This is a genomic window from Rhodanobacteraceae bacterium (assembly GCA_024234055.1).
In the GTDB taxonomy this organism is placed as follows: Bacteria; Pseudomonadota; Gammaproteobacteria; order Xanthomonadales; family SZUA-5; genus JADKFD01.
This window is the reverse complement of record JACKOW010000002.1, coordinates 750163-770657: the sequence shown is the minus strand read 5'-3', so window position 1 is coordinate 770657 and position 20495 is coordinate 750163. Positions and strand designations below refer to the sequence as shown.

Sequence of the window (20495 nt, the reverse complement as noted above, 5' to 3'; positions counted from 1 at the left end):
CTACCGGCGCTGCGCGTGTCACACAGACCCGGCGTGCCCTGCGCGGACTAGCCGAGCAACGCTTCCGCCGCTTCCTTGATCGCGGCGTCGTTGGGCAGCACCAGATTGGCAGCGCCGGCGAGCGGGGTGTAGGTGTCGGTGCCGCAGACGCGCTTGATCGGCTTGCCGCCGCAGCCGCCTTCGATCAGCGCCGTGATCACGCCTTCACCCACGCCAGCGCTCTTGCGTCCCTCGTCAACGATCAGGATGCGCTCGCAGGCGCGACCATGCTCAGCGATGGCGGCGTCGTTCAAGGGTTGCAGCCAGCGCAGGTCCATGACCCGGCTCTTGATGCCGCGTTCCTCTTCCAATTGACGGGCCACCCGCAGGCTCATCGGCATGCCGTTGCCGTAGCTGATGATCAGCAGGTCGGTGTTTTCAGGTTCGTACAGTCGCGGTTCGCCAATGGCGATGGCCTGGTCCGGGGCTGGATAGCTGGTCTGCCAAAGGCCGTCGCCGGGTTCGTACAGATCCTTGGTCATGTACAGCGCGATCGGTTCCAGGAACACCGACACGCGGCCGTCCACGACGGACAGCGCCATCAAAGTGCGCAGCATCATCGCAGCATCGTCGCCGCGGCTGGGGCAGGCAATGGTCAGACCCGGGATGTCGCGCAGCGCCGCCATCGAGTTGTCGTTGTGGAAATGCCCGCCGAAGCCCTTCTGATAACCCAGGCCGGCCATGCGGATGACCATGGGGTTGCGGAACTGATCGTTGCTGAAGAACTGCAGTGAAGCGGCTTCGCCGCGCAGCTGATCGCAGGCGTTGTGGTAGTAGGCCAGATACTGAATTTCCGGAATCGGCAACATGCCGAGGTTGGCCAGGCCCTGCGCCAGACCCAGAATCGTGGTCTCGTCGAGCAGGGTGTTGAACACCCGGGCGCCCTTGAATTTTTGCCACAGGCCCTTGGTGATGGTGTAAACACCGCCTTTCTGGGCGACATCCTCGCCGAACAGCAGCGATTGCGGATACTTGATCATCAGATCATGCAGCGCCTGATTGATCACGATGGCCAGATGCCGCGCCGGCTGCGCCTCAGGCAGCGTGGCGCCGAAGACCGCGGCCCGGGCCTCATCGCTGGGTATGCGGGTGGCTTCGGCCATCACCGCATTCGGGCTGTAGGGTGCCAGTGGGGCGATCACGTCAGCCAGTTCGGTCAGCTTCGGCGTCTGATCGGCGGCCTCGGCGGCGGCAAAACAGCGTGCCCGGATCGATTCGTAATGGGCCAGCAGTTCGTCTGCCGTGTACACCCCATGCTCCAGCGCCAGGCTCGCCGAGCGGAGCAGCGGATCAGCCGCCTCGCCGGCCCAGATGTCCTCGAAGGCGCGGTACTCGATCTCGAAATCGGTGCCGGCGTGGCCCATCAAACGCGTGGTCTTGAGGTGCAGGAAGGTGGGCTTGCGCTCGCGCCGGCAGTAATCGACGGCCGCGGCGACCTGGTCGTACCCCTGCGCCAGATCGAGGCCGTCCGCAAAGAAGTACTTCATGTGCTGGCGTTGCGCGAAGCTGTGTGCGATCCAGCCAGTGGGGGAGCGCACCGAGATGCCGATGCCATTGTCTTCGCAGACGAACAGCACCGGCGCCTTGATCTGCTGGTAGCCGGCCCATTCGGCGGCGTTGAAGGCGCCCTGGGCCGTGGCGTGGTTGGCGCTGGCATCCCCGAAACTACAGATGACGATGCTGTCGTCCGGGATCGGCAACTCATGGCCGATGCGCTTGGCCTGGTCGATGGCCATGGCCGTGCCGAAGGCCTTGGGCGGATGGCTGGCAATGGTCGAGGTTTGCGGCAACACCCACAGCGGCTTGCTGCCCCAGACCTTGTGGCGACCACCGGAGGCCGGATCGAGCTTGCTGGCGGCAAAGGACAATGCCGAATCCTGAATCGGATCCATGCCCGGCAGCTTGCGGAAGCGCTCGGCCATGAAGCCGCCGGAACGGTAGTGCAGGAAGGCCGGGTCGGTGTGCCGAGTCAATCGCGCCACCAGGGCATTGCCTTCATGACCGGAACTGCCAATGGTGTAGAACACCTTGTTCTGCACTCGAAGCACACGGGCCATCAGATCCAGATGGCGGCTGATCAGCTGCGACTCGAACAGCTCCCGGAAGGCGCCCACGCTGAGACGGGTGCCGGCGCAGAGCGGCTGATCGTCCTGGCGCGGACCTGTGCTTGCGCGACCTTGCCAGCTGCGGACGGTTTGCACGAAGTTCTGATCGACCACTTCGGCGCGGTTGAGCTGTTTGCTGCGGGAGAGGGACATGGGAGCCGGGAAGAGGAAAAAGGAAAAAGGAAAAAGGAAAAAGGAACAGCAAGCGCGCGGCATCGCATGTTCAGAGGGCGTGAAGCATAGCGGTTGCAGCGCGGAGCGCCGAGGCGCATTCGCGGCACCGCAGCCGTGCCGGATGGCGCCGGTTCAGGCGCTCGCCGGCAATACCTGCGGCCTTGCGTTGGCGCCAACCACGCGATTCCGGCCCTGATGCTTGGCACTGTAAAGAGCGTCGTCGGCCCGCCCCAGCGCGCCGGCAATGGCGCCATCATTCAGGGTCCAATGGCTGACGCCGATGCTGACTGTCACTTTCAGGCCATGGAAATCGTGCGCCGCCACCGTGGCCCTGATGCGTTCCGCGAGCGCGACGCCGGCATCGAGATCAGCCTCCAGCCAGAGGATGGCGAATTCCTCGCCGCCGTATCGATAGAGTCTGGCTTCGCCCTCCAGCGTCTGCGACAGCACGCTGGCCACGGCGGTGATGATGCGATCCCCGAACAGATGACCACGCTGGTCGTTGATCTGCTTGAAGTGATCGATGTCGATCAGCAGGAAGGTGCAGCGCTCGTGCCGGTGCTCGATCTGGGCAATGGTCTCGTTGAAAGTGCGCCGGTTGAGGCAGCCACTCAGTGCATCGTGATCCGAGTGGTAGCGCAGCAGTGCCGCTGCGCGCTCTTCGAGCAAGGCAAAGGTGTACAGGAAGCACACCAGCAGGCCATAGCCACTGGCAAAGCGCACCACTTCGATGCCTGCCATCAGCTGCGCGCCGATGATGCTGACGTAGATGCCGTAGGTCAGCATCAGCACCAGGGCCGTGCTCGACGGCAGCAGAAAGGCGATCACTGCCGGGAACATGTAGGCCCAGTGCTGCATCGGCCGCTGGTGGTAGTAGCCGAAAGCAATCACGCCGACCAGCGCCAGCGCCGTGACCACGAAGAACAGCCGTCCTCCCAGATCCCTGGGCAGCGCCAGCATGGCAATCAGGCAGCCGGTCATGACCGCCAGGACGGCCCATGACAGGAAGGCGGTGTCAGCCAGTCCCAGCCTGGAATTCAACAATCCCAGCGCCACCATCAGCACGATGATCAAGACGACCAGCACTATCGCCATACGCCAGCGAAGCTGCTCGCGCAGGCTGAGGAAGGAATCGCTGGACAAGGACATCAGGGACGCCGTTGAGATCTGCGCCCATGGTATCTGCAAATTCCGAAGCGCCAAAGGCCGCCGTTCAGCCTGCGCGGCTCGATTTCAGTCGAAATTGCAAGGATTTGCGCACACGCGATTCCACGGCGACGCCGTTCTCGCGACGCGGCTCGAAGCGCCAGCGCTGGGCCGCGCGCACTGCTTCGCGGTCGAACATGCGTGGAGGGTCGCTGGCGACCACCTGGATGTCGCTGACCGAACCATCTCGTTCCACCCGGAACTCCAGTTCGACGACGCCTTCGATCCGGCGTTGCAGTGCTTGCGAGGGATAGGCGGGCGCAGCGTCGACGATCTGCCGGGGCTCTTCGACTCGCAGTACTGGCGCAGCCACAGTGGCTGCTGTCGGCACTGGTTCCGTGGCCGCAGGCGCGGGCATCGCTGGCGCGGGTGAATTGCTCTGCGCGGGTGCCGCCGAACTGGCGTCTGCGCGGAGAGTCGATGCCGCTGCCGGGGGCGCGGCAGAAGGAATTGGGGTAGTCCGCACGGGGGGCACATCCGCGGCCGGATTGGTTGCCGCGACGGACTCCGCCTCTCGGGCCAGCGCCATGGCAGCCTGTTGCTCGCGCTGGGCCCTGGCGTTGGCCAGCTCATTGCGGACCAGATTCAGACGGAGCTCGCTGATGCCCATGCGCTTGAGCAAGTCCAGACGGCGCTGCGCCTCGTCCAGTTCACCCGCGCTGATGCTGCCTTGTACGGCATCGGCTGCCGTCGGGATCAGTTCCAGCAAGGCCTGCCGTGCCGCGACATTGTCAGGATCCTGGCTCAGCGCCTGCAGGTAGTACTCGACCGCATTGTCGCCCGGGGGTGCCAGCACCCGTTGCTCGTTGAGGGCGTTGCGGGCTGCGAGCATCGGATCGTCCGATGGCCTGGCCTCGCTGGTGCGCGTGGCGGTGGTTGTGCTGGCGCGATCGGTCGAGGTCGGCGATACGGAATCCGGTGCATTGCCTGTGTACAGCCACCAGGCGCCCAGAACCAGCAGTGCGCTGACGGCGACGGCCGGCAAAGCCACCTTCAGCAAGGTGTGCGCCAAGGGTGCGGAGGGATCAGTGTCGCGCTGGGGCATTGCTTGGCTGTCGGCAAAGCGGCAGTCAAAGATGCCCGAGTCGCATGTCGGGGCTATTGCAGGGAAATAACAGCAGGCGATTCGGCCGGATCGATCAACTGATGCGCGAGATCGAATAGTCCGCCAGATCTGCCAGTGCATCGCGATAGCGCGAAGCCGGCAAGGACGACAGTGCCTCATGGGCGCTGCGCGCATGTTCGCGGGCACAGGCCAGTGACTCGTCCAGCGCGTCGGTCTCGCGGATGGCCGCGATCACGCCGGGCAGCGCTTCGCGGTCACCATCGCGGATGGCAGCGCGCAGCAAGTCCACCTGCTCAGCCGTGCCGCGGCGCTGGGCGATGATCAGCGGCAGAGTGACCTTGCCCTCGGCCAGATCGTCGCCCAGATGCTTGCCGATCTTCGCACTGTCGCCTACATAGTCGAGCACGTCGTCGGCGATCTGGAAGGCGATGCCCAAGGCCATGCCGTAGCGATGCAGGGCATCCTGTGCCGCTTGAGGCAATCCGGCAGCAATGCCGCCCAGTCGGCAGGCGGCCGCAAACAGGATGGCGGTCTTGCGCCGGATCACGTCGAAATAACGGGCCTCCGACAGGTCAGGATCGCCGATGTGCAGCAACTGCAGCACCTCGCCCTCGGCAATGGCATTGGTGGTGTCCGCCAGCACACTCATCACCGACATCTGTTCCAGTCGCACCATCATCTGGAACGAACGCGAGTACAGGAAATCGCCGACCAGCACGCTGGCGGCATTGCCCCACAGCGCGTTGGCGGTCTGTCGCCCGCGGCGCAGCCCGGATTCGTCGACCACGTCATCGTGCAGCAGCGTGGCGGTGTGTATGAATTCCACGATGGCCGCCAGACAAGCGCTGTGCGACTCGCTGCAATCGGCACCCGTGCGGGCGCTCAGCAGCACCAGCAGGGGCCGCAAGCGCTTGCCACCGGCACCGATGATGTGTTCGCCAATCTGGTTGATCAGCACCACATCAGAGCGCAGTTCGGCGCGGATCAGCGCATCGACGCGCGCCATGTCGGCCGCCATCAGCGTTTGGATGGCGGCAAATCGGTTCAATGGCGGAGCTGTTTCCAGCTCGGGAGTGGCAGCAGGAGCATTCATGGCCCGCAGTATAGCCATGCGTCCCGTAGGAATTTTCTGACGACGATCATCGTCCGAATCTGACGAGCGAAGCGACGAAGTGCCCAAGCCAGCCCGGCGCGGCGGTAGTATTGTTCGCCTACCACGGAAGCAACGAGACAGGGACGCAATCATGGCTAGAGGTGTCAACAAGGTCATTCTGGTGGGCAATCTGGGTGCTGATCCGGAAACCCGCTACACCGCCGGCGGCGGCGCCATCACCAGCATTCGCATTGCCACCAGCGAAAGCTGGAAGGACAAGCAGACCGGCGAGCAGCAGGAGCGCACCGAGTGGCACCGGGTGAAGTTCTTCGGCCGCCTCGCGGAAATTGCCGGTGAATACCTGCGCAAGGGTCGTCAGGTGTACATCGAAGGCAGCATTCGCACCGACAAGTACACCGACAAGGAAGGCATCGAGCGCTTTTCCACCGACATCATTGCCAACGAGTTGCAGATGCTCGGTACCGGTGGCGAGGGCGGTGGCGGCGGCGAACGCAGCGGCGGCGGCAGCCGCGGCCCGTCCGAACGCCCGCAACGCAGCGCCGGTCCGAGTTCTTCAGGCGGCCAGAGCAGTCGCCCCGAGCCCCGCCGCGAAGCTCCGCCGCCGGATGATTTCGACGACGACATCCCGTTCTGATCGCGGACGGAATGTGCTCCAACAGTCTGGCCTGGTGCAGCATCACGGCGCACCAAATCGGCACAGGAAAATCATGAACCCGCGAGATGGGTTCATGCAGAGCGCAGCGAAGTAATTTACAAGCGGCCCCTCAGACGAACTGGGCTGATCTCTCACTGCGCTCCTCGCGATTAAGACTGCTTCTACCTGTGACACGGTTCATGGAAAACGCAGCGAGGCCATCCATACGGGTGATCGGTCGCTATCATTGCACCTGAAGACATGTGGCCGGGAAAAGCCAGGCACGGTCAGGTCGTGACTTGCCTCAGATCTCAGTGTTCATTGTTTGCGAGGGCAGTCAGGACGTGATGGGCCTGGTTGCAGCCGAACCCTGAAGGGTCGCGATTAAAAGCGAGCTTCACGCACGTCGATCAGTCTTTGCCTTGAACGAAGGGCGAGCGCCGTGACACACTTGAGCAAATTGGGTGGCAGAGCAAATAGGCCACCGGGGCCTGGCAGGCAAATCCACATCTCGGATGATTCGATGACGAGTGATTTGCAATTGATCCTAGGGCATTTTTTGGACCGGCCTCGAAGCAGCGGCTCCTCGTATCGCCGTGAAGCCGCCTGTTCTGGCGGTGGCTTGAGCGGGAATTGCCAATCGCAGTTTTCTCTGACCAATCATGTCTCCGGGCGTGCGCCGTCCCAATTGCCCCAACACGCAGATTCTGATGCGCTCGACTGATTTTTCGAGGGCACGCGCCGAAGTTTCCCTGCTGAGCTTCTGGCCGGTGCTGGTTAAGCGGCGATCGATCATTTTGATATCGATCGTACTATCGACGCTCTGCGCACTGGTGTTTGCCGGACTAGTCACGCCCAAGTATCGCGCCACCGCCTTGCTGCAGTTTGAGAGACAGCCCAGCGATACGGTCAACGTTTCAGGCGTTACTCCCCTTGAGGAAACGGGTGACGGCGAGTTCTACGAGACCCAATTGCAACTGCTGACGACCCGCAGCGTCGCCGAGGCCGTGGCTTCTTCGATCCTCTCAGACGATCCTGCGCTGGCCGTGCTCAATCGCCGATCTATCTGGCAGGTGTTCACCGGCAAAGTGTCCGGACAATCTGCGTCCGAGGTTCAGGGCGACACCGCGGATGGCGATCGCGAAGAGTTGATCGCGCAGATCCGGGCTGGTCTGGTCATAGATCCGGTCATCGATTCGAAAACGGCCGAAACCATGCGCTGGCACAATCTGTGGGGTATCGACAGGCCAGGATACGTGGTTTCGCCATGGGTTCCTTCGCTGCTGGTCCGGTTGCACTTCGATAGTCCTGACGCTGCGCTTTCTGCCCGTATTGCCAATGCGTTTGCGACGGAGTTGTTGCGCTCGCAAGCTGAGCGGCGCAAGGAGGTCAACGCTTTTGCCAAGGAGTTTCTGCGAGATCGTCTGGAGCAGATCCGGGTCATGCTTGAGGATTCGGAGTCGGCGCTGGCCGGTCATGCCCGCAGCGAGGGCGTGATCAAGGTTTCCGAACGCGCTTCCTTGTCCTCGGAAGACCTGACGGCATTGGTGAGTTCTTTGTCCTCTGCCCGGCAGGAGCGCATCAATGCCCAGTCTCGCCTGCGGACATCACGTCGAGCCGATGCCTATTCACACCCTTTGCTGCTGCAGAACGCGAATATCCAGAGCATGCGCAGCGAACGCGCAAGGCTGGAGGCCGAGTACCAGAAGAATCTGCTGATCTATCGCCCTGAATATCCCGAGCTGCTATTGATCAAGAACCAGATCACCCGCCTGGATCAGCAACTGGTCGACGAGATCACGGCCTTCAAGCGCGAACTGGAGGCCAATCTCGCGCAGGCCCAGGACAAGGAAGCCATGTTGCAGTCGGCGGTGAACTCATTGTCCCAGGAGGTGCTGGCGCTGCAAGGTCGACGCGGGAGTTTCACTGTGCTGGAGCGAGATGCGGCTGCTAATCGGCAGCTGTACGCGACACTGCTGCAGCGTTACCGCGAAATCGATGCCTTGTCCAATCTGCAATCGAGAAACATCAGTGTAGTGGATTCCGCGCTGGTGCCGGACGCTCCCTATGACCCTAACTTGAGGGTCTACCTCGGCTGGGGTGCTGCACTGGGTCTGTTTCTGGGCCTGTTGCTGGCGTCATTCCTGGAGTTCATCGATGCCAAGGTCAAGCGGCCCGAACAGATCGAAAGCCTGTTTGGAGTCGGCGTGCTGGGTGTCATTCCGAAGGTACAGGGGCGCCGCCCCCTGGAAATGTTGCGAAATCTTCGCTCAACATTTTCTGAAGCCTATCGATCGGCCCGGACTTCTCTGGAGTTTTCCACGGATTCCGGTTCGCCGCGCTGCCTGCTGGTGACCAGCCCGTCGCCAGGTGATGGAAAAAGTACAACCGCCCTGGCCCTGGCGCGCGAGTACGCGCTTCTCGGACGACGGGTACTGCTGATCGACGCCGATCTGCGCAATCCCTCGCTGCATCGCATACTGGGTGGCAAGAACAGGATTGGACTCAGCAGTTACCTATCCGGCGCCGTGAAACCCGCCGGCATCATCAGGCCTACGAGAATACGTCGACTCATCTTCATTCCATCCGGACCCGTTCCCGTCAATCCGGCGGAACTGCTCGCCGGGGAAAAGATGGCCGCCCTGTTGGCGCTGGTGGGGTCCAAGTTCGATCAAGTGATCATCGACGGCCCGCCGATCCTGGGGTTGGCTGACGCGCCCATTCTGGCAAGCATGGCCAGTGGAACACTGGTAGTGATTGCGTCCGATTCAGCGCGGATTGCGACAGCAAGGATGGCACTGAAGCGTCTGGTGGACGTGCGGGGCCACATCGTCGGCGCATTGATGACCAAGTTTGCCTCTCCCGCGTCGGTTCACGGGGCGGAGTACATCGGCGACATGAACTACTCCTACGGCGAGCCCGTCGGTGCTCGCCGCAACGCCTGATCGCGAGCGATCACGGCTCGGGTCGCTGGGTTCTGGCATGTCCAACCCCCGGCCGCCGGGTTTACGGCACTTCAGGGCGCGTGGCGGATCGGGCGCCACAGGCGTGGCGCCCCAACGTTAAAGCCGTCCTTTTGCAGGCGCTCAGATCGCCTTGCGGCTGAAGTACCAATCGGTGTACTCGTAACCTTGATCCTTGCGGGCTTCGGCTTCGGCAACCGTGGCCGGTGGCGGCACGATGACCGGCTCACCCTTGTGCCAGTTCTCCGGGGTGGCCACCTTGTTCGCATCGCTGGTCTGCAGGGCATCGAGTAGACGAAGGAACTCGTCGATCGAGCGGCCATTGCTCATCGGGTAGTACACCATCGCCCGCAAGACACCGGCGGGATCGATCAGGAAAGTTGCACGAACCGCCGAGGTGTCGCTGGCGCCGGGTTGCACCATGCCGTAGGCATGTGCCACCTCCATCGACAGGTCGGCGATGATCGGGAAAGTGATCTTCACGCCGAATTTCTCCTCGATATTGCGTACCCAGGCGATGTGCGAATGCACACTGTCTATCGACAAGCCCAGCAGTTCGCAATCGCGCTTGGCGAACTCGTCCACCCGCTGGGCGAAAGCCATGAATTCGGTGGTGCACACCGGCGTGAAATCAGCCGGATGCGAGAATAGAATCAACCACTTGCCGCGATAGTCGGCGAGCGACTTCTGGCCGTGGGTGGTCTTGGCATTGAAGTCCGGCGCGGGTCGATTGAGGCCAGGCAAAACGCTGGTCTGGGTGGTCTCGGACATGATGATCTCCTTGGACATTGTGTGGGTGCTGCTGCTTCGGCAGGTCGTGCATCGACATGTTTGGGTGCCTGTACATAAGATATGCGTCATATACGATATATGCCAGCAGCTTTTGGCTATCGTTGCGATAGACCGTCGCTATGGCTGTCGGTGGCCAGGCGCTGTGAACTCGATCGCTGCCCCAGTGCGCGGCTACGCTGGCCGAAGCAGGAGCTGCCGAGTACAACTCGGCGATCCCAGCCACGAACAACGCAGCGTCCCCAGCCGTGCTCCTGCATTCGCGAAAGACATCGATGCACGCCAATTGTAAAACTTCTTGCAAATCGATCGGTGCGTTCATTAGCCTTCGTCAGCAGAAGCGCCTCGGTTGTTGACGACCGAGGCTGTGGTGCCCCTTTCGCATATCAGGACATCCATAAGCAATGAACAAGAATCTCTTCGTCGCAGCACTGGTCATCGGGCTGCTGGGCGCCACCGGTTTGAGTGCCAAGGGCATCACCTCGGCCAGCCGTGGAACGGTCAACCAGACCCAGATCATGGGCAATCCGCTGACGATCAACGTCGGCGATGACCACGCCTTCCAGGTCTATTCTGACCTTGCGCCTGGTGCCGGTCAGTTCTACCCGAGCGTTGCCGACCTTGCCGACATGGGCTGGTTTGTTCGTGCCGGTGGAACGCTGACAGCCCCTGCCTTCAGCGATCATGCCGGGGGCACCGCGACGGCAGGGTTAGGCACCTACACGCCCTTCAGCGCGCGCAGTGTCAGTGCAGTTACCGGGGCCGGCACGGCGGCCTCACCGTATTCGGTCACTGTCACCGGCACGACCGCAGGTGGGCTCATCGCCACCCAGGTGGTGACCTACGTCAACGGCGAGAACTTCTTCCGCCAGTTGTTCACGCTGCGCAACACCGGTGGCGCTTCCGTATCGGCCCGGGTGTTTCTGGGCAGCGATCTGTTTCTGGCCAGCAGCGATTCCGGCGTTCCCTTCCGCGAGCCGATGTCGGGGGCGCCGGGCGGCCAGACTTGTGCCGGCGTCACGCCGGTCTACACCATTCTGCACATTTCCACAGGCATCCAGGCGCCCTCCGCTTTCAGTGCCGACAGCTTCAGCAGCATCTGGAGCCAGATCAATTCCGGTGCACTCAACAATACGGTCAATCCAGGCAGCTGCATCGATAACGGAGCCGCATTGCAATGGGACCTGACCGTGCCGGCCGGCGGCAGCGCCACGATTCAGGCAGCGACCTCTTTCGGCGACATTCCGGCGGTCATCCAGCAGCCGGCTGTGATCGCACCTGCACCTGCCCTGGGTCTGACCGGCCTGGCGAGCCTTGCACTTGCCTTGTTGGCGCTCTCGGGACTGGCGTTGAGGCGAAAGTGAGTTGGCGTCGTCGCCAGTGAATGCTGACCTCGGCGATCCCATTCCGGCCAGGGGATCACCGAGTTGCATACGCCTACCGACTACAAAGCCGGAAGATGCCGAGTACCGATTCATGCTCAGACGTGCTTCTCCGCAGTCACCTTGGCCATCTGAGCGGCAATTCCGGCGGGGCCACCGTGGGCGGCGATCTTGCTGTCCATCTGCTGCCAGAGTTGCATCTGTTCGAGTTCGTCCAGACTGTAGCGTGATGCCAACGCGGCGGCCACGGTGCCGTTGGCGTGCGAGTATCCATGCTGCTGATCTTGCAGGTAGAAGTCGAGCAGACCCAGGGGCAGGTAGGCGGCGGCAAGTTCGGTGCTTCGACGGCCGACGTTCTTGTTGGGGTTCGACGGAGAGAATTGAAGGAAAAACCAGTCGAAATAGGTATTTCCGTCAATGAACAGCTCCTCGGTCGGGCAGGTGAGGCTGGCGGGTACGGGTGCCGTGGACAATGTCAGGATGCGTCTGTAGGGGTCATCGCCGTGGGTCAGGTACAGATCGTCGGCCATCATTCGTGGCGCCGTGTGTGTTCCCACCACACGTATTTCCACAGCCAGATTCATCGCACGGGCGACGGATCGCAGGAATGCAGTCGTTCCGATGCATCCGGCCGTAAAGTGATGCAGCAGCGGAGAAAACGAGGTGTTGACGGTGCCGGAGATCACCCGCGCCACCGGTGGCGGACCGCGGTAGTGCCAGTGCTCGTCGGCATTGGCCAGGCTGGAGATCGAACCAGTGAAGTGCGACATCTTGTCGCCGCACCAGGACACAAGGCGGGTGTAAGCACTCTTGCGCGCGCTGGATGGATCCGTAGCCCCAGAGGGTGCTGGGCCCAGCATCTGGTTTGCGCGCAGGAAGCCATAGACATAGTCCGGTGGCGCCAGCGTCGAATGACCCACGGTGCCATAGGTGCTTGAATCAGGGAGGAGTTCGAAGTACTGCCGCCCATCGAACAGAATCTCCAGTTCCTGCGAGTTCCAGATGGAGGTCAGCGACCAGGCCAGATCCCCGCGCACCTCGACTGCCAGCATGTGGCCCACGTAGGCCATGTAGAAATCGCGCGCGTCATTGGCAGAGATCCCGAAGGCATTGGTGCGCAGCGGCATCACATTCGCCGGAAACAGCGGAAGCCCGCTCGGCAGGCCCTGGAATGCCAGGTGAAAGTACATCGCCAGGCGATCACGATCACGCTGCGGCCACTGGCGATACGCGGCGACCACTCCATCGGTGCGCTGCCAGATGATCGAGTCAGCAATGACAGAATGGCTCGCCAGCCAATCCGCCAAACTCGGCGTAGACCCCGGATTCGGCGGCGAATAGGGCTGCGGCGGCACCCAGTAGTCGGCGAGGGCGGCGGAACCCGGCAACAGAGCCGCGACGGTAGCAGCAAGCCCCGCATGCAGGAAGGTACGGCGACGGACGGACATGATCTGGCCTTGCGCAGGGAAGATACCCGATCAGATACGCAATGCAGCGAGAGCCGCTGCCAACCGGCCGAAGCACCGAGGCATCGCTACTTTCGATGCCGCCACCCCTGGGATCGCCGAGTTGCACTCGGCGCTCTTCCTCTGCAACCCAGCAATCCCGTTCCTGTCAGTGCAACCGAGCCCCGACGCTTCACAAGCTCCTGTAGGTCCAGACTTGTCTGGACGCTCCTCCTGCATTTGTAGGTCCAGCCTCGTCTGGACGCTTCTCCCCCACGCCCGCCGGAAACGCCAAAGCCTGCCGAGTACAACTCGGCGATCCCAGCGCAGCTCCCGTGCCGCCGAGTCGTGCCCGCCACCCCGATTTCTCACATCGACGCGCCGCAGAACAATCCGATACCCAGGTCATTCAAAGCGACAGATCAACTCGCCCGTGAGACGATCATCGCCCTGGCGACACTTGCAACCGAAGAGCCCAAACGCGCCAGAGTTGAGCTCAACTCGTAGCTTCCAATCAACGCATGCCGAACACCGGAGACCCGTCATGAACCTGAGCACCCTCAAGGCCACACTGCTGATTGCCACCGGCTTCGCCGCCGGCCTGCTGGCCGCCAATCTGCCAACGGCCGTCGCCAGCATTAGTCCGGGCGAACCCGATATGTCGAAGAAGGAATTCATGGTCTCCATCGACGAGGTCAAACAGAACTTCGTGTTCGCCGAAACCTTCACCGGCATGTACGAACGCGAACTGACCATGTCCAACGGCAAGACACGAAAAATTCAACTCGTGCCCATGATCCATGAGGGCAAGCAAGTCGTGCTGTTCAAGGACAACAGCCACCACAGCTACATGGGCCTCAACGGCACCACCACCAACGGCACCTTGATGGTGCAGTTGCGGGATGTGGCGGAGATGAAGAGGCAGTTGGGGGAGGAGGGGTGGGAGAGGTGACGTATCTGACTACCCGAGGAAACCTAGCATGCCGCTAGGCCAGCAGAAGGTCCTTGTATGACAATGAGAAAAACTTCGTCGGCGAGTCTTGCGTATGTCGCATAACAACGAACTTGGCCCTGTACTGCGGACACTCCCGAAGCGGGTGCGAAATCGATTGATGCGCCTTTTAAACGAAGGCGAGGCATATCTATTGGTGGCTTGCCTTTTTGTGGCAACAGGGTGTGCAATCTGCGTCGCGTGGGTAAATAGAGACACCCATATTAGAAGACTGCTTTCCCACGAGGCGGTAGAAAACCTCCGTCAGCAAATTGAGCCGCGGGACGATCTTCCCTATGCGGGAGTTCAGGTTCTGCTTACCCGAGCCGCTGAGCGAATTTTTCGCGAAGACTTCAGTTCGGAAACATCCGTTGCGCTAAAATCGGCGAGCGACGTCAGAAAAGCGTTTATCAATTTGGCTACTTTGGCGGTATTGCCCGGAAGTCAATTCGATTCGGATCGCATAGGTGCGATTGAACAGTTTGGGATCGCACGAAGCTTGAGAGATCAAGAGTTCCTCATGGCCAAGCTAAATAAGGCGCGAGAAAATTTCGATTTGGTCGATTCAGATCGATCCAAGGCACTCTTGGCGCTCAATATGCATGCTTGTAGAAGCGGCATTGAGTCGACGTCACTAACGGCTTGGTGCAACGAGATGCCTGTCGGGAGCGCAACATCGATCATTCCAGTTCAGGCTGGAATGTCCAATATGCGGTCGCGAGGTTTCGAAGATTTGCTGCCCAGCCCCGGTGCGATCAAGGACGCAGCAGTCGCCCAATTGCTTGATGCTGTTGTAGCGCTCTTGCCAAATGACGACACTCGAGGTAGAGGGCGCATTGATTTTGTACAGGCCTATTTCATTTCGCCCAACAGTGTTCTGAGAATTTGGTCGCCAGAGCCGTCTTTCTCTGTCCTAGATGCAAACAAGACAAAGCTTTGGGCGCAATCCTCATATGCCAGAAAAATGTGGGAGCCGACCGCGGAATCTTACCACACGTTGCCATACCTTGATATTGCGGGGAAGGGTTTTGTCGAAACCGTCTGCAATACCGTCAGTCACCAACCGGGCAGTCTCGAAGTGTTGGGCGTAATTTGTACGGATCTTGCTTTGAATGCCGCCGGGGTCAAAAGTTTGTCAGTCGAGCTGGATCGCGTCCTTTCAGTGAATTTTAGGTGGGTAGAGGAAGAGCCTCGTGCAGGTCATGTTGAGGGTTCTTTTCGCGAACCCGATGATGCGTCAAATTATGAAACAGATTCAGCTAAGAATAGCTCTGGTGGCCAGGTAGTGCCGATATTTGTTGATGGCGAGTACGGGTTCTTTATCCCAGCCCCCGTTAGATTTGGTCGTGGAGGATGGATCGCGACTGCCTCGAAACCAAGGCCAATTATCGAAGTTTTCGTTGTTGGATTAATTCTGCTTGCAATCGGTGGCGGGTTGTTGATCTCCATAAGAAATAGCCTGCGGCGAGATGCTGTGCAGCGCGACCGTGCGGCCTTGCTCAAGAGTTTGCCGGTCGGCTATTGTGAGATCATGAACAGCGGCGACATTCTAGATATCGTGAGCTATGCAAACAATCGCATGGAGGAGATAATGGGCGTCGGCACACAGGGGCGTCTTGCCGGGATGAGTCTGCTTAAACAGGTTGAGCGTATTTGTCATATCGGGCAAAGTGATGGCGAGGTAAGCGCCAAGAGGATAGAAAGGTCCAAATTGGCGGAGTTGCTGCAAGTCGGGAGCATCGAATTTTATTGTTTCGTCATTCATGCGAGACAGTGGGCTAGAGTAAGAGCGAGTCGAGTGGTCTATTCCGGAAAAGAGTTGCATGCATTTGCTATTGCCGAGATTGTTGATGATCGGCGCTTGGTGGCTTTGCTCGAGGAGACAGTATGACCGCATATATTTATATGGTCGCTTCTTTTGGTCTTCTGCTGACTGGGTACCTTAGTTGGATCTCCCGGCACTTCTTTACCTTTGGTGCCAGTCGATGGGAAAGGGATTGCCCTCTGACTCACAAGCGCGAGTACAGGATTCAGCTATTGATTCATAACAAGGAGCGTGTGCCCTTGATCGGAGAGCATTTAATTTCTTTTAGGCCGTCGGAAGGAGGTCGGCTTCATCTTGGTGACGCAGCTATCTATTGTGGAAACGCTAGAGTCAGGAGTTCAATTGCCCATTCTAAATGTTGGGAGATTGAATTTATGCGGTTTCCGCCCGAAGATACGTGGGCATTTGAATTTTCAGTAGATTCGGATGCGCCAGTGAGAGTCGACGTTAGGCCAGTTGCCTCCGCCAAACATCCCTTGGCGAGAATTGTAAGTGGAATTGGTCAAAATAAGATGCAAATAAAGAGTGGTGTATTCGTGGACTTCTTTCCTAACAATCATCGTCCGACAATCTTTGCGTGCGCAACCATAGCTGGCTTGTCGTTGTTGTTATATGGGCTGTTGCTCTATGGGCTAATTTTGGCAACTCGGTCATTCGGCGGGCACTGGTACAACGGGGAAGCTGACTTGATTGGAATTTTCGGTGTAGGATTGTTTCTTGGACTTGCCCTATTTGTTGTGCTTCTCGGGCTTAGGGAACCTCCAGCTCCGGTGAGTCGTGCATACTCAGTTGCATCAAACCATGAGTTGGCGCTTGCTCACGCTTACGAGGGAAATGTGAAAGAGTCGCCGAAGGCTGCCGAATAGTATAAGGTGGCTATGGCACTCGGACTAACCCCGTCACATTCCTTACTTCGGAAGCCATCGGGATCGTTCATTTGAAGTCCATGCCGTTGTTCAGCCCGCATAGCCCGCATAGGTTGGGGTAAGCGTAGCGCACCCCAACATCGGTGATGCCGCGACGCCCCGGCGTTGGGGTTCGCTCCGCTCACCGCCAACCTATTCCTTGAGCGGCTGGTTGCGCTCACCCGTTTCGACGCTCGCTTCCTCGGGGTCTGCGGCCCATTCGGCCGTCATCCATCCGGCGCGGATGTATCGGTGGATGGAACTGTAAGGCCAATCGGCTGCTCGTCGGGCATGGCCGTGCTTGACCGGGTTGATGTGGATGTAATCGAAGTGACGGGAAAGATCTTCCTCGTCGGTGATGAGGTGTTCCCAAAACCGTCGTTGCCAGATGCCGCGTTCGCCTTTGCTGCGGCGACTGGAACTGACTCGTTCGCGGGCGGGAATGGTGCGCGAGAATCCGGCCTTGATGAGCGCCCAACGCGTTGCGTTGTCGCTGTCGCCGTCAGGCAGCTTCCAAAGCACATGCAAATGGTCGGGCATGACTACCCAAGCGAGGATAGCGAACGGATGACGTGCCTTGACCCGTCGGACCACGTTTCGCAGGGCATCCACTTGGGCTTCCAACAGGCGGCTGGAGCGATCAGCCAGATTGACCGTGACGAAGTAGGTGCCGCCCGGTTGCCAGGTGCGTCGGTATCGCATCGGTTGATGATGCAACATGCTCGGGTAGCTTTGCTTTCGCTGCCCCTCGGCCACAGTCCTGAGTAGGTTGGGGTAAGCGTAGCGCATCCCAACATCGGTGATGGCGCAACCCCACGCCGTTTGGGTTCGCTGCACACCGCCAACCCACTCCTCAACGCATAGGATGGGTACTCAAGCCGTTGGGGTTCGCTGCGCTCACCGCCAACCTATTCGTTGCTTCGGTGCAGATTCTCGTGAGTCGGATCGCCTGGATTTTGGAAGGGTGAAACCCGCACGGCGCCATCGTGCGGATTCCGCCGTTCGCCGCGATCATGGGCGCCAGCCCCCAGCCCAGCGGCTTCGCCGATGGCGGAATCCGCCTGTGGGAGTGAATCGCACGTGCCAGATGGGTCGTGCGCGGGTTCCGCCTTGCGACCGGCATCGATCGGATTCCGCGGCTTGTGGGTTCTCTCGTCGCCAATCCGCGTTTCCGAGTGTCGCGCAGGCGCTCAGCTCGCGGGGGGCGCGTCGTCTTCTCCAAGTTTGAAATGGATGGGCGATTGCATCCAGCTCGGCAGGGCGCCTTCGTGGTTGGCTGGATTCAGCCACCAGCTGCGCACGGCGGAGAGAGCGGCTTCGTCGAAGACGCCGGGCGGCTCTGCGGATTCGATGCGCGCATCGCGGACTACACCGGTGGCGTCGACCTGGAAGGCGACGATGACCTTGCCTTCGATGCCGTCGCGCAGGGCCTGAGCCGGGTAGCGTGGGGGCGTATGTATGTCGGCCAGGGTATCGGCGGACTGGCCGTCTATCGGTGTGGCGCCGCGGTGGGGGCTGACCCAGAAGGTGAGGTCGAAGTCCTTGCCGTCGTCGCGCTTGACGGAAATCGATCCGGGTTCGCCGGATTTCAGGGCGAGGGTGGGCTCGCCGGCGGGTTTTCCGTCCAGCTGGATGTCGGTGGCTATCCACAGCAGGTTGTCGTTGCCGGCGGTGACGGTGAGGTCGATCTCGACCTCATCGCTGCGGATGCCGGAGCGTTCGCCGCCGCGGACGATCAGGCTGGGCATGACCGGCGACTGGCCCGGGCGGCTCAGCAGCAGTCGCACGTCATACAGTGGTGCCTCGGCGCTGACCAGCTTGGCCGGTTGGGCGGCGTAGACCGCGAGCGAGAAGGTCAGGGAGAGCAGGGCAACCAGCAGGAAACCGCGACGACGGCTGCTCGCATTCGGCAGATGGTGGGACAGCATGCGGATACGCTCCTTCAGGGGATGGCCGGCAGGCCAATGGCAGCCGAGTGGCGTGGGAGCACGCTGCCCGGCCAATTGAATGTTCAACATCGCGTGGGCGTAGCTGCGGCGAGCGCTCGGGTGCCGGCGCTGGTCGAGCACGCGGGCGTCGCAGGCCAGTTCCTGATCGTGGCGGAAGCTGCGCCAGGCCCACCAGGCCAGCGGGTTCCACCAGGCAAGACAGACGAGCAGCGCAGCCAGTGCATGCGCGTGGACGTCGAATGCGGCCAGGTGGCAGCGTTCGTGGGCGAGCATCCAGTCGCGCTGTTCGGCGGTGTAGCGCACTTCGAAATCACTCGGCAGTACGATGCGTGCCCGCCAGCCGCCGAGCACCATCGGTGCGCAGATTGCGGAACTGCGGTATGCGCCTGTCGCATCCGGCGTCATCGGCTGCAGTCGATGCACGCAAGCCCATTGGCGCAGGCCGAGCAGGGACAGGAAGGCGACGCTGCCGATCAGCCACAGCCATACCGCCACGCCGCTCGGGGCGACCTGCTTGGCGAGTGCGGGTAGCGTGGTGGTCACCAATCCCGTGAATGCCGAGGCCGAAGGAATTTCGATCACCCGAACCGGCGCTGGTAACAGGCTGGCCAGTAGCGCCAGGGGCGGGAGCCACCACAAGGCATAGGCCACCCGCGCGCCCAGCCAGCGGCGCGCCGGCCAGCGCAGCGCATACACCAGCAACACCGCCGCGCTCAGGGCCAGCATCGAGGAAAGTCCCGCCTGAAGATCAGCTGCGCTCATCGGAAAGGCCCTCGATCAACTTCTTCAACTCTTCGATATCGCGCTCGCTCAGGCGGCGCTGCGCGCTGAAATGCGCTACCAGCGGCGCCACGCGCCCGTCAAACCATCGATCGAGCAGGCCTTCGCTCTGCCGCGACAGCCAGGCCTCGCGCTCCAGTACCGGTGAGTAGAGGTAGCGACGACCCTCCTTGTCGGCACGAATCGCACCCTTGTTGAGCAGCCGGTTCAGCAGGGTCTTGATGGTCGCTTCCTGCCAGTCCTGGCGCCCGCTCAGCGCGGCGACGACCTCTTCCGCGGCAGCCGGATGGCGCTCCCAGAGCACCTCCATGACCACCGATTCGGCTTCACTGACCTCAATGTCCGAGCGCATGATGCGATTCGCTTACATGTGTAATCGGTGGCGATGATTACATGAGTAATCGATAGGTGCAAGCCGGGGCCAGTCTGCATGGCCCGCATGGGTTGAGGTAAGCGCAGCGCACCCCAACATCGCCGATGCCGCGACGCCTCGTCGTTGAGGTTCGCTGCGCTCACCGCCAATCCATTTCTTGCTCCGGCATGTGGTCTTGCAGACCGGCTTCGTTTGGTCGCGCAGGGCAGGGTGAAGTTGGTGACGGGCTCTGCGTCTGGCCCTCTGCGCAAGCGTGGCGTTGCGCGGGTGGATTGCTTCGCTGCGGTCTCCATGAACCCATATCGTAAGTTGTTCATACGTCATTGCGAGGAGCGCAGCGACGAAGCAATCCAGGCTAGCGCCGCACATCCCTGGATTGCTTCCCCCGGATCAAGTCCGGGGTCGCAATGACGCCGGGGGGTTCATGGCTCGTGCGCAGTGTCGGGCCGACACAGGTGGCTCTCCATGAACCCAGTTCGTAAGTTGTTGATTTGCCGTTGTAGGTCACGTTGCTCGCGTAGCGAGCTACGTGACGCTACTCGATGTCACGTAGTCCGCTGACGCGGACAACATGACCTACGACGGCGGGTTCACGGCCGGTGCGCAGTGTCGGGCCGACACAGGTGGCTCGCAATCACGCCGTGACGCTTTCCCACCTTGGTGGTGCTTGGGCGTCAGCCTGAGCACCGCCTGCAAGACTCGCCCCACCCATCCCTTGTATCCTTGCGAACTTGGGGTGCGGGCTGTGGTCTGTG

Annotated in this window: 15 protein-coding genes; 6 read left to right on the top strand and 9 right to left on the bottom strand. The window is 61.0% G+C overall.

Annotated features, from left to right (window positions below; all coding sequences use genetic code 11):
* Positions 1–47 precede the first annotated feature (47 nt).
* The 4 genes from H7A19_07340 to H7A19_07325 form a co-directional block, all read right to left on the bottom strand.
* Complete coding sequence (locus H7A19_07340) at positions 48–2360, bottom strand: MFS transporter (GenBank protein MCP5474644.1); 2313 nt, start codon at positions 2358–2360, stop codon at positions 48–50.
* Between the two features lie 90 nt (positions 2361–2450).
* Complete coding sequence (locus tag H7A19_07335; protein ID MCP5474643.1) at positions 2451–3467, bottom strand: GGDEF domain-containing protein; 1017 nt, start codon at positions 3465–3467, stop codon at positions 2451–2453.
* A gap of 64 nt (positions 3468–3531) precedes the next feature.
* Positions 3532–4569: an energy transducer TonB gene (locus H7A19_07330; protein ID MCP5474642.1), complete on the bottom strand. Its 1038-nt coding sequence runs from the start codon at positions 4567–4569 to the stop codon at positions 3532–3534.
* A gap of 94 nt (positions 4570–4663) precedes the next feature.
* Entirely contained in the window at positions 4664–5683 is a 1020-nt protein-coding gene (locus H7A19_07325) for a polyprenyl synthetase family protein (GenBank protein ID MCP5474641.1), read from the bottom strand.
* 148 nt (positions 5684–5831) lie between these two features.
* On the opposite strand from H7A19_07325, the gene ssb reads away from it, so the two are divergent.
* Entirely contained in the window at positions 5832–6338 is a 507-nt protein-coding gene (ssb, locus tag H7A19_07320; GenBank protein MCP5474640.1) for a single-stranded DNA-binding protein, read from the top strand.
* Between the two features lie 710 nt (positions 6339–7048).
* Entirely contained in the window at positions 7049–9283 is a 2235-nt protein-coding gene (locus tag H7A19_07315; GenBank protein ID MCP5474639.1) for a polysaccharide biosynthesis tyrosine autokinase, read from the top strand.
* A gap of 141 nt (positions 9284–9424) precedes the next feature.
* Here H7A19_07315 and H7A19_07310 read toward each other — a convergent pair whose 3' ends face one another.
* Positions 9425–10072, bottom strand: coding sequence for a peroxiredoxin (locus tag H7A19_07310; GenBank protein ID MCP5474638.1), 648 nt, complete (start codon positions 10070–10072; stop codon positions 9425–9427).
* A 422-nt stretch (positions 10073–10494) separates the two neighbouring features.
* Between H7A19_07310 and H7A19_07305 the strand changes: the two genes are divergently transcribed.
* Positions 10495–11454, top strand: coding sequence for a hypothetical protein (locus H7A19_07305; GenBank protein ID MCP5474637.1), 960 nt, complete (start codon positions 10495–10497; stop codon positions 11452–11454).
* Between the two features lie 116 nt (positions 11455–11570).
* On the opposite strand, the gene H7A19_07300 is transcribed toward H7A19_07305, so the two are convergent.
* Positions 11571–12920 (bottom strand): hypothetical protein, encoded by a 1350-nt coding sequence (locus tag H7A19_07300; protein MCP5474636.1) that lies wholly within the window; start codon positions 12918–12920, stop codon positions 11571–11573.
* A gap of 541 nt (positions 12921–13461) precedes the next feature.
* Between H7A19_07300 and H7A19_07295 the strand changes: the two genes are divergently transcribed.
* The 3 genes from H7A19_07295 to H7A19_07285 all read left to right on the top strand — a co-directional run bounded on the left by H7A19_07295 (position 13462) and on the right by H7A19_07285 (position 16599).
* Entirely contained in the window at positions 13462–13869 is a 408-nt protein-coding gene (locus tag H7A19_07295) for a hypothetical protein (protein ID MCP5474635.1), read from the top strand.
* Between the two features lie 160 nt (positions 13870–14029).
* Positions 14030–15799, top strand: coding sequence for a hypothetical protein (locus H7A19_07290; GenBank protein ID MCP5474634.1), 1770 nt, complete (start codon positions 14030–14032; stop codon positions 15797–15799).
* Entirely contained in the window at positions 15796–16599 is an 804-nt protein-coding gene (locus tag H7A19_07285; protein MCP5474633.1) for a hypothetical protein, read from the top strand. Before H7A19_07290 ends, H7A19_07285 begins: the two co-directional genes overlap by 4 nt.
* A gap of 192 nt (positions 16600–16791) precedes the next feature.
* On the opposite strand, the gene H7A19_07280 is transcribed toward H7A19_07285, so the two are convergent.
* From H7A19_07280 to H7A19_07270, 3 genes are all read right to left on the bottom strand, one after another.
* A complete protein-coding gene (locus H7A19_07280) occupies positions 16792–17340 on the bottom strand; it encodes a transposase (protein ID MCP5474632.1) in 549 nt (182 codons plus the stop codon).
* A gap of 488 nt (positions 17341–17828) precedes the next feature.
* Positions 17829–19349 (bottom strand): TonB family protein, encoded by a 1521-nt coding sequence (locus H7A19_07275; GenBank protein MCP5474631.1) that lies wholly within the window; start codon positions 19347–19349, stop codon positions 17829–17831.
* Complete coding sequence (locus H7A19_07270; protein ID MCP5474630.1) at positions 19336–19707, bottom strand: BlaI/MecI/CopY family transcriptional regulator; 372 nt, start codon at positions 19705–19707, stop codon at positions 19336–19338. Before H7A19_07270 ends, H7A19_07275 begins: the two co-directional genes overlap by 14 nt.
* Between the last annotated feature and the right edge of the window lie 788 nt (positions 19708–20495).

What these genes read in the sequence shown, in the direction of transcription:
- H7A19_07340 (MCP5474644.1), bottom strand. Translation starts at nt 2,360, where the DNA reads ATGCCGCGCGCTTGCTGTTCCTTTTTCCTTTTTCCTTTTTCCTTTTTC.
- H7A19_07335 (MCP5474643.1), bottom strand. Translation starts at nt 3,467, where the DNA reads ATGTCCTTGTCCAGCGATTCCTTCCTCAGCCTGCGCGAGCAGCTTCGC.
- H7A19_07330 (MCP5474642.1), bottom strand. Translation starts at nt 4,569, where the DNA reads ATGCCCCAGCGCGACACTGATCCCTCCGCACCCTTGGCGCACACCTTG.
- H7A19_07325 (MCP5474641.1), bottom strand. Translation starts at nt 5,683, where the DNA reads ATGAATGCTCCTGCTGCCACTCCCGAGCTGGAAACAGCTCCGCCATTG.
- H7A19_07315 (MCP5474639.1), top strand. Translation starts at nt 7,049, where the DNA reads ATGCGCTCGACTGATTTTTCGAGGGCACGCGCCGAAGTTTCCCTGCTG.
- H7A19_07310 (MCP5474638.1), bottom strand. Translation starts at nt 10,072, where the DNA reads ATGTCCGAGACCACCCAGACCAGCGTTTTGCCTGGCCTCAATCGACCC.
- H7A19_07305 (MCP5474637.1), top strand. Translation starts at nt 10,495, where the DNA reads ATGAACAAGAATCTCTTCGTCGCAGCACTGGTCATCGGGCTGCTGGGC.
- H7A19_07300 (MCP5474636.1), bottom strand. Translation starts at nt 12,920, where the DNA reads ATGTCCGTCCGTCGCCGTACCTTCCTGCATGCGGGGCTTGCTGCTACC.
- H7A19_07295 (MCP5474635.1), top strand. Translation starts at nt 13,462, where the DNA reads ATGAACCTGAGCACCCTCAAGGCCACACTGCTGATTGCCACCGGCTTC.
- H7A19_07290 (MCP5474634.1), top strand. Translation starts at nt 14,030, where the DNA reads ATGCGCCTTTTAAACGAAGGCGAGGCATATCTATTGGTGGCTTGCCTT.
- H7A19_07285 (MCP5474633.1), top strand. Translation starts at nt 15,796, where the DNA reads ATGACCGCATATATTTATATGGTCGCTTCTTTTGGTCTTCTGCTGACT.
- H7A19_07280 (MCP5474632.1), bottom strand. Translation starts at nt 17,340, where the DNA reads ATGCGATACCGACGCACCTGGCAACCGGGCGGCACCTACTTCGTCACG.
- H7A19_07275 (MCP5474631.1), bottom strand. Translation starts at nt 19,349, where the DNA reads ATGAGCGCAGCTGATCTTCAGGCGGGACTTTCCTCGATGCTGGCCCTG.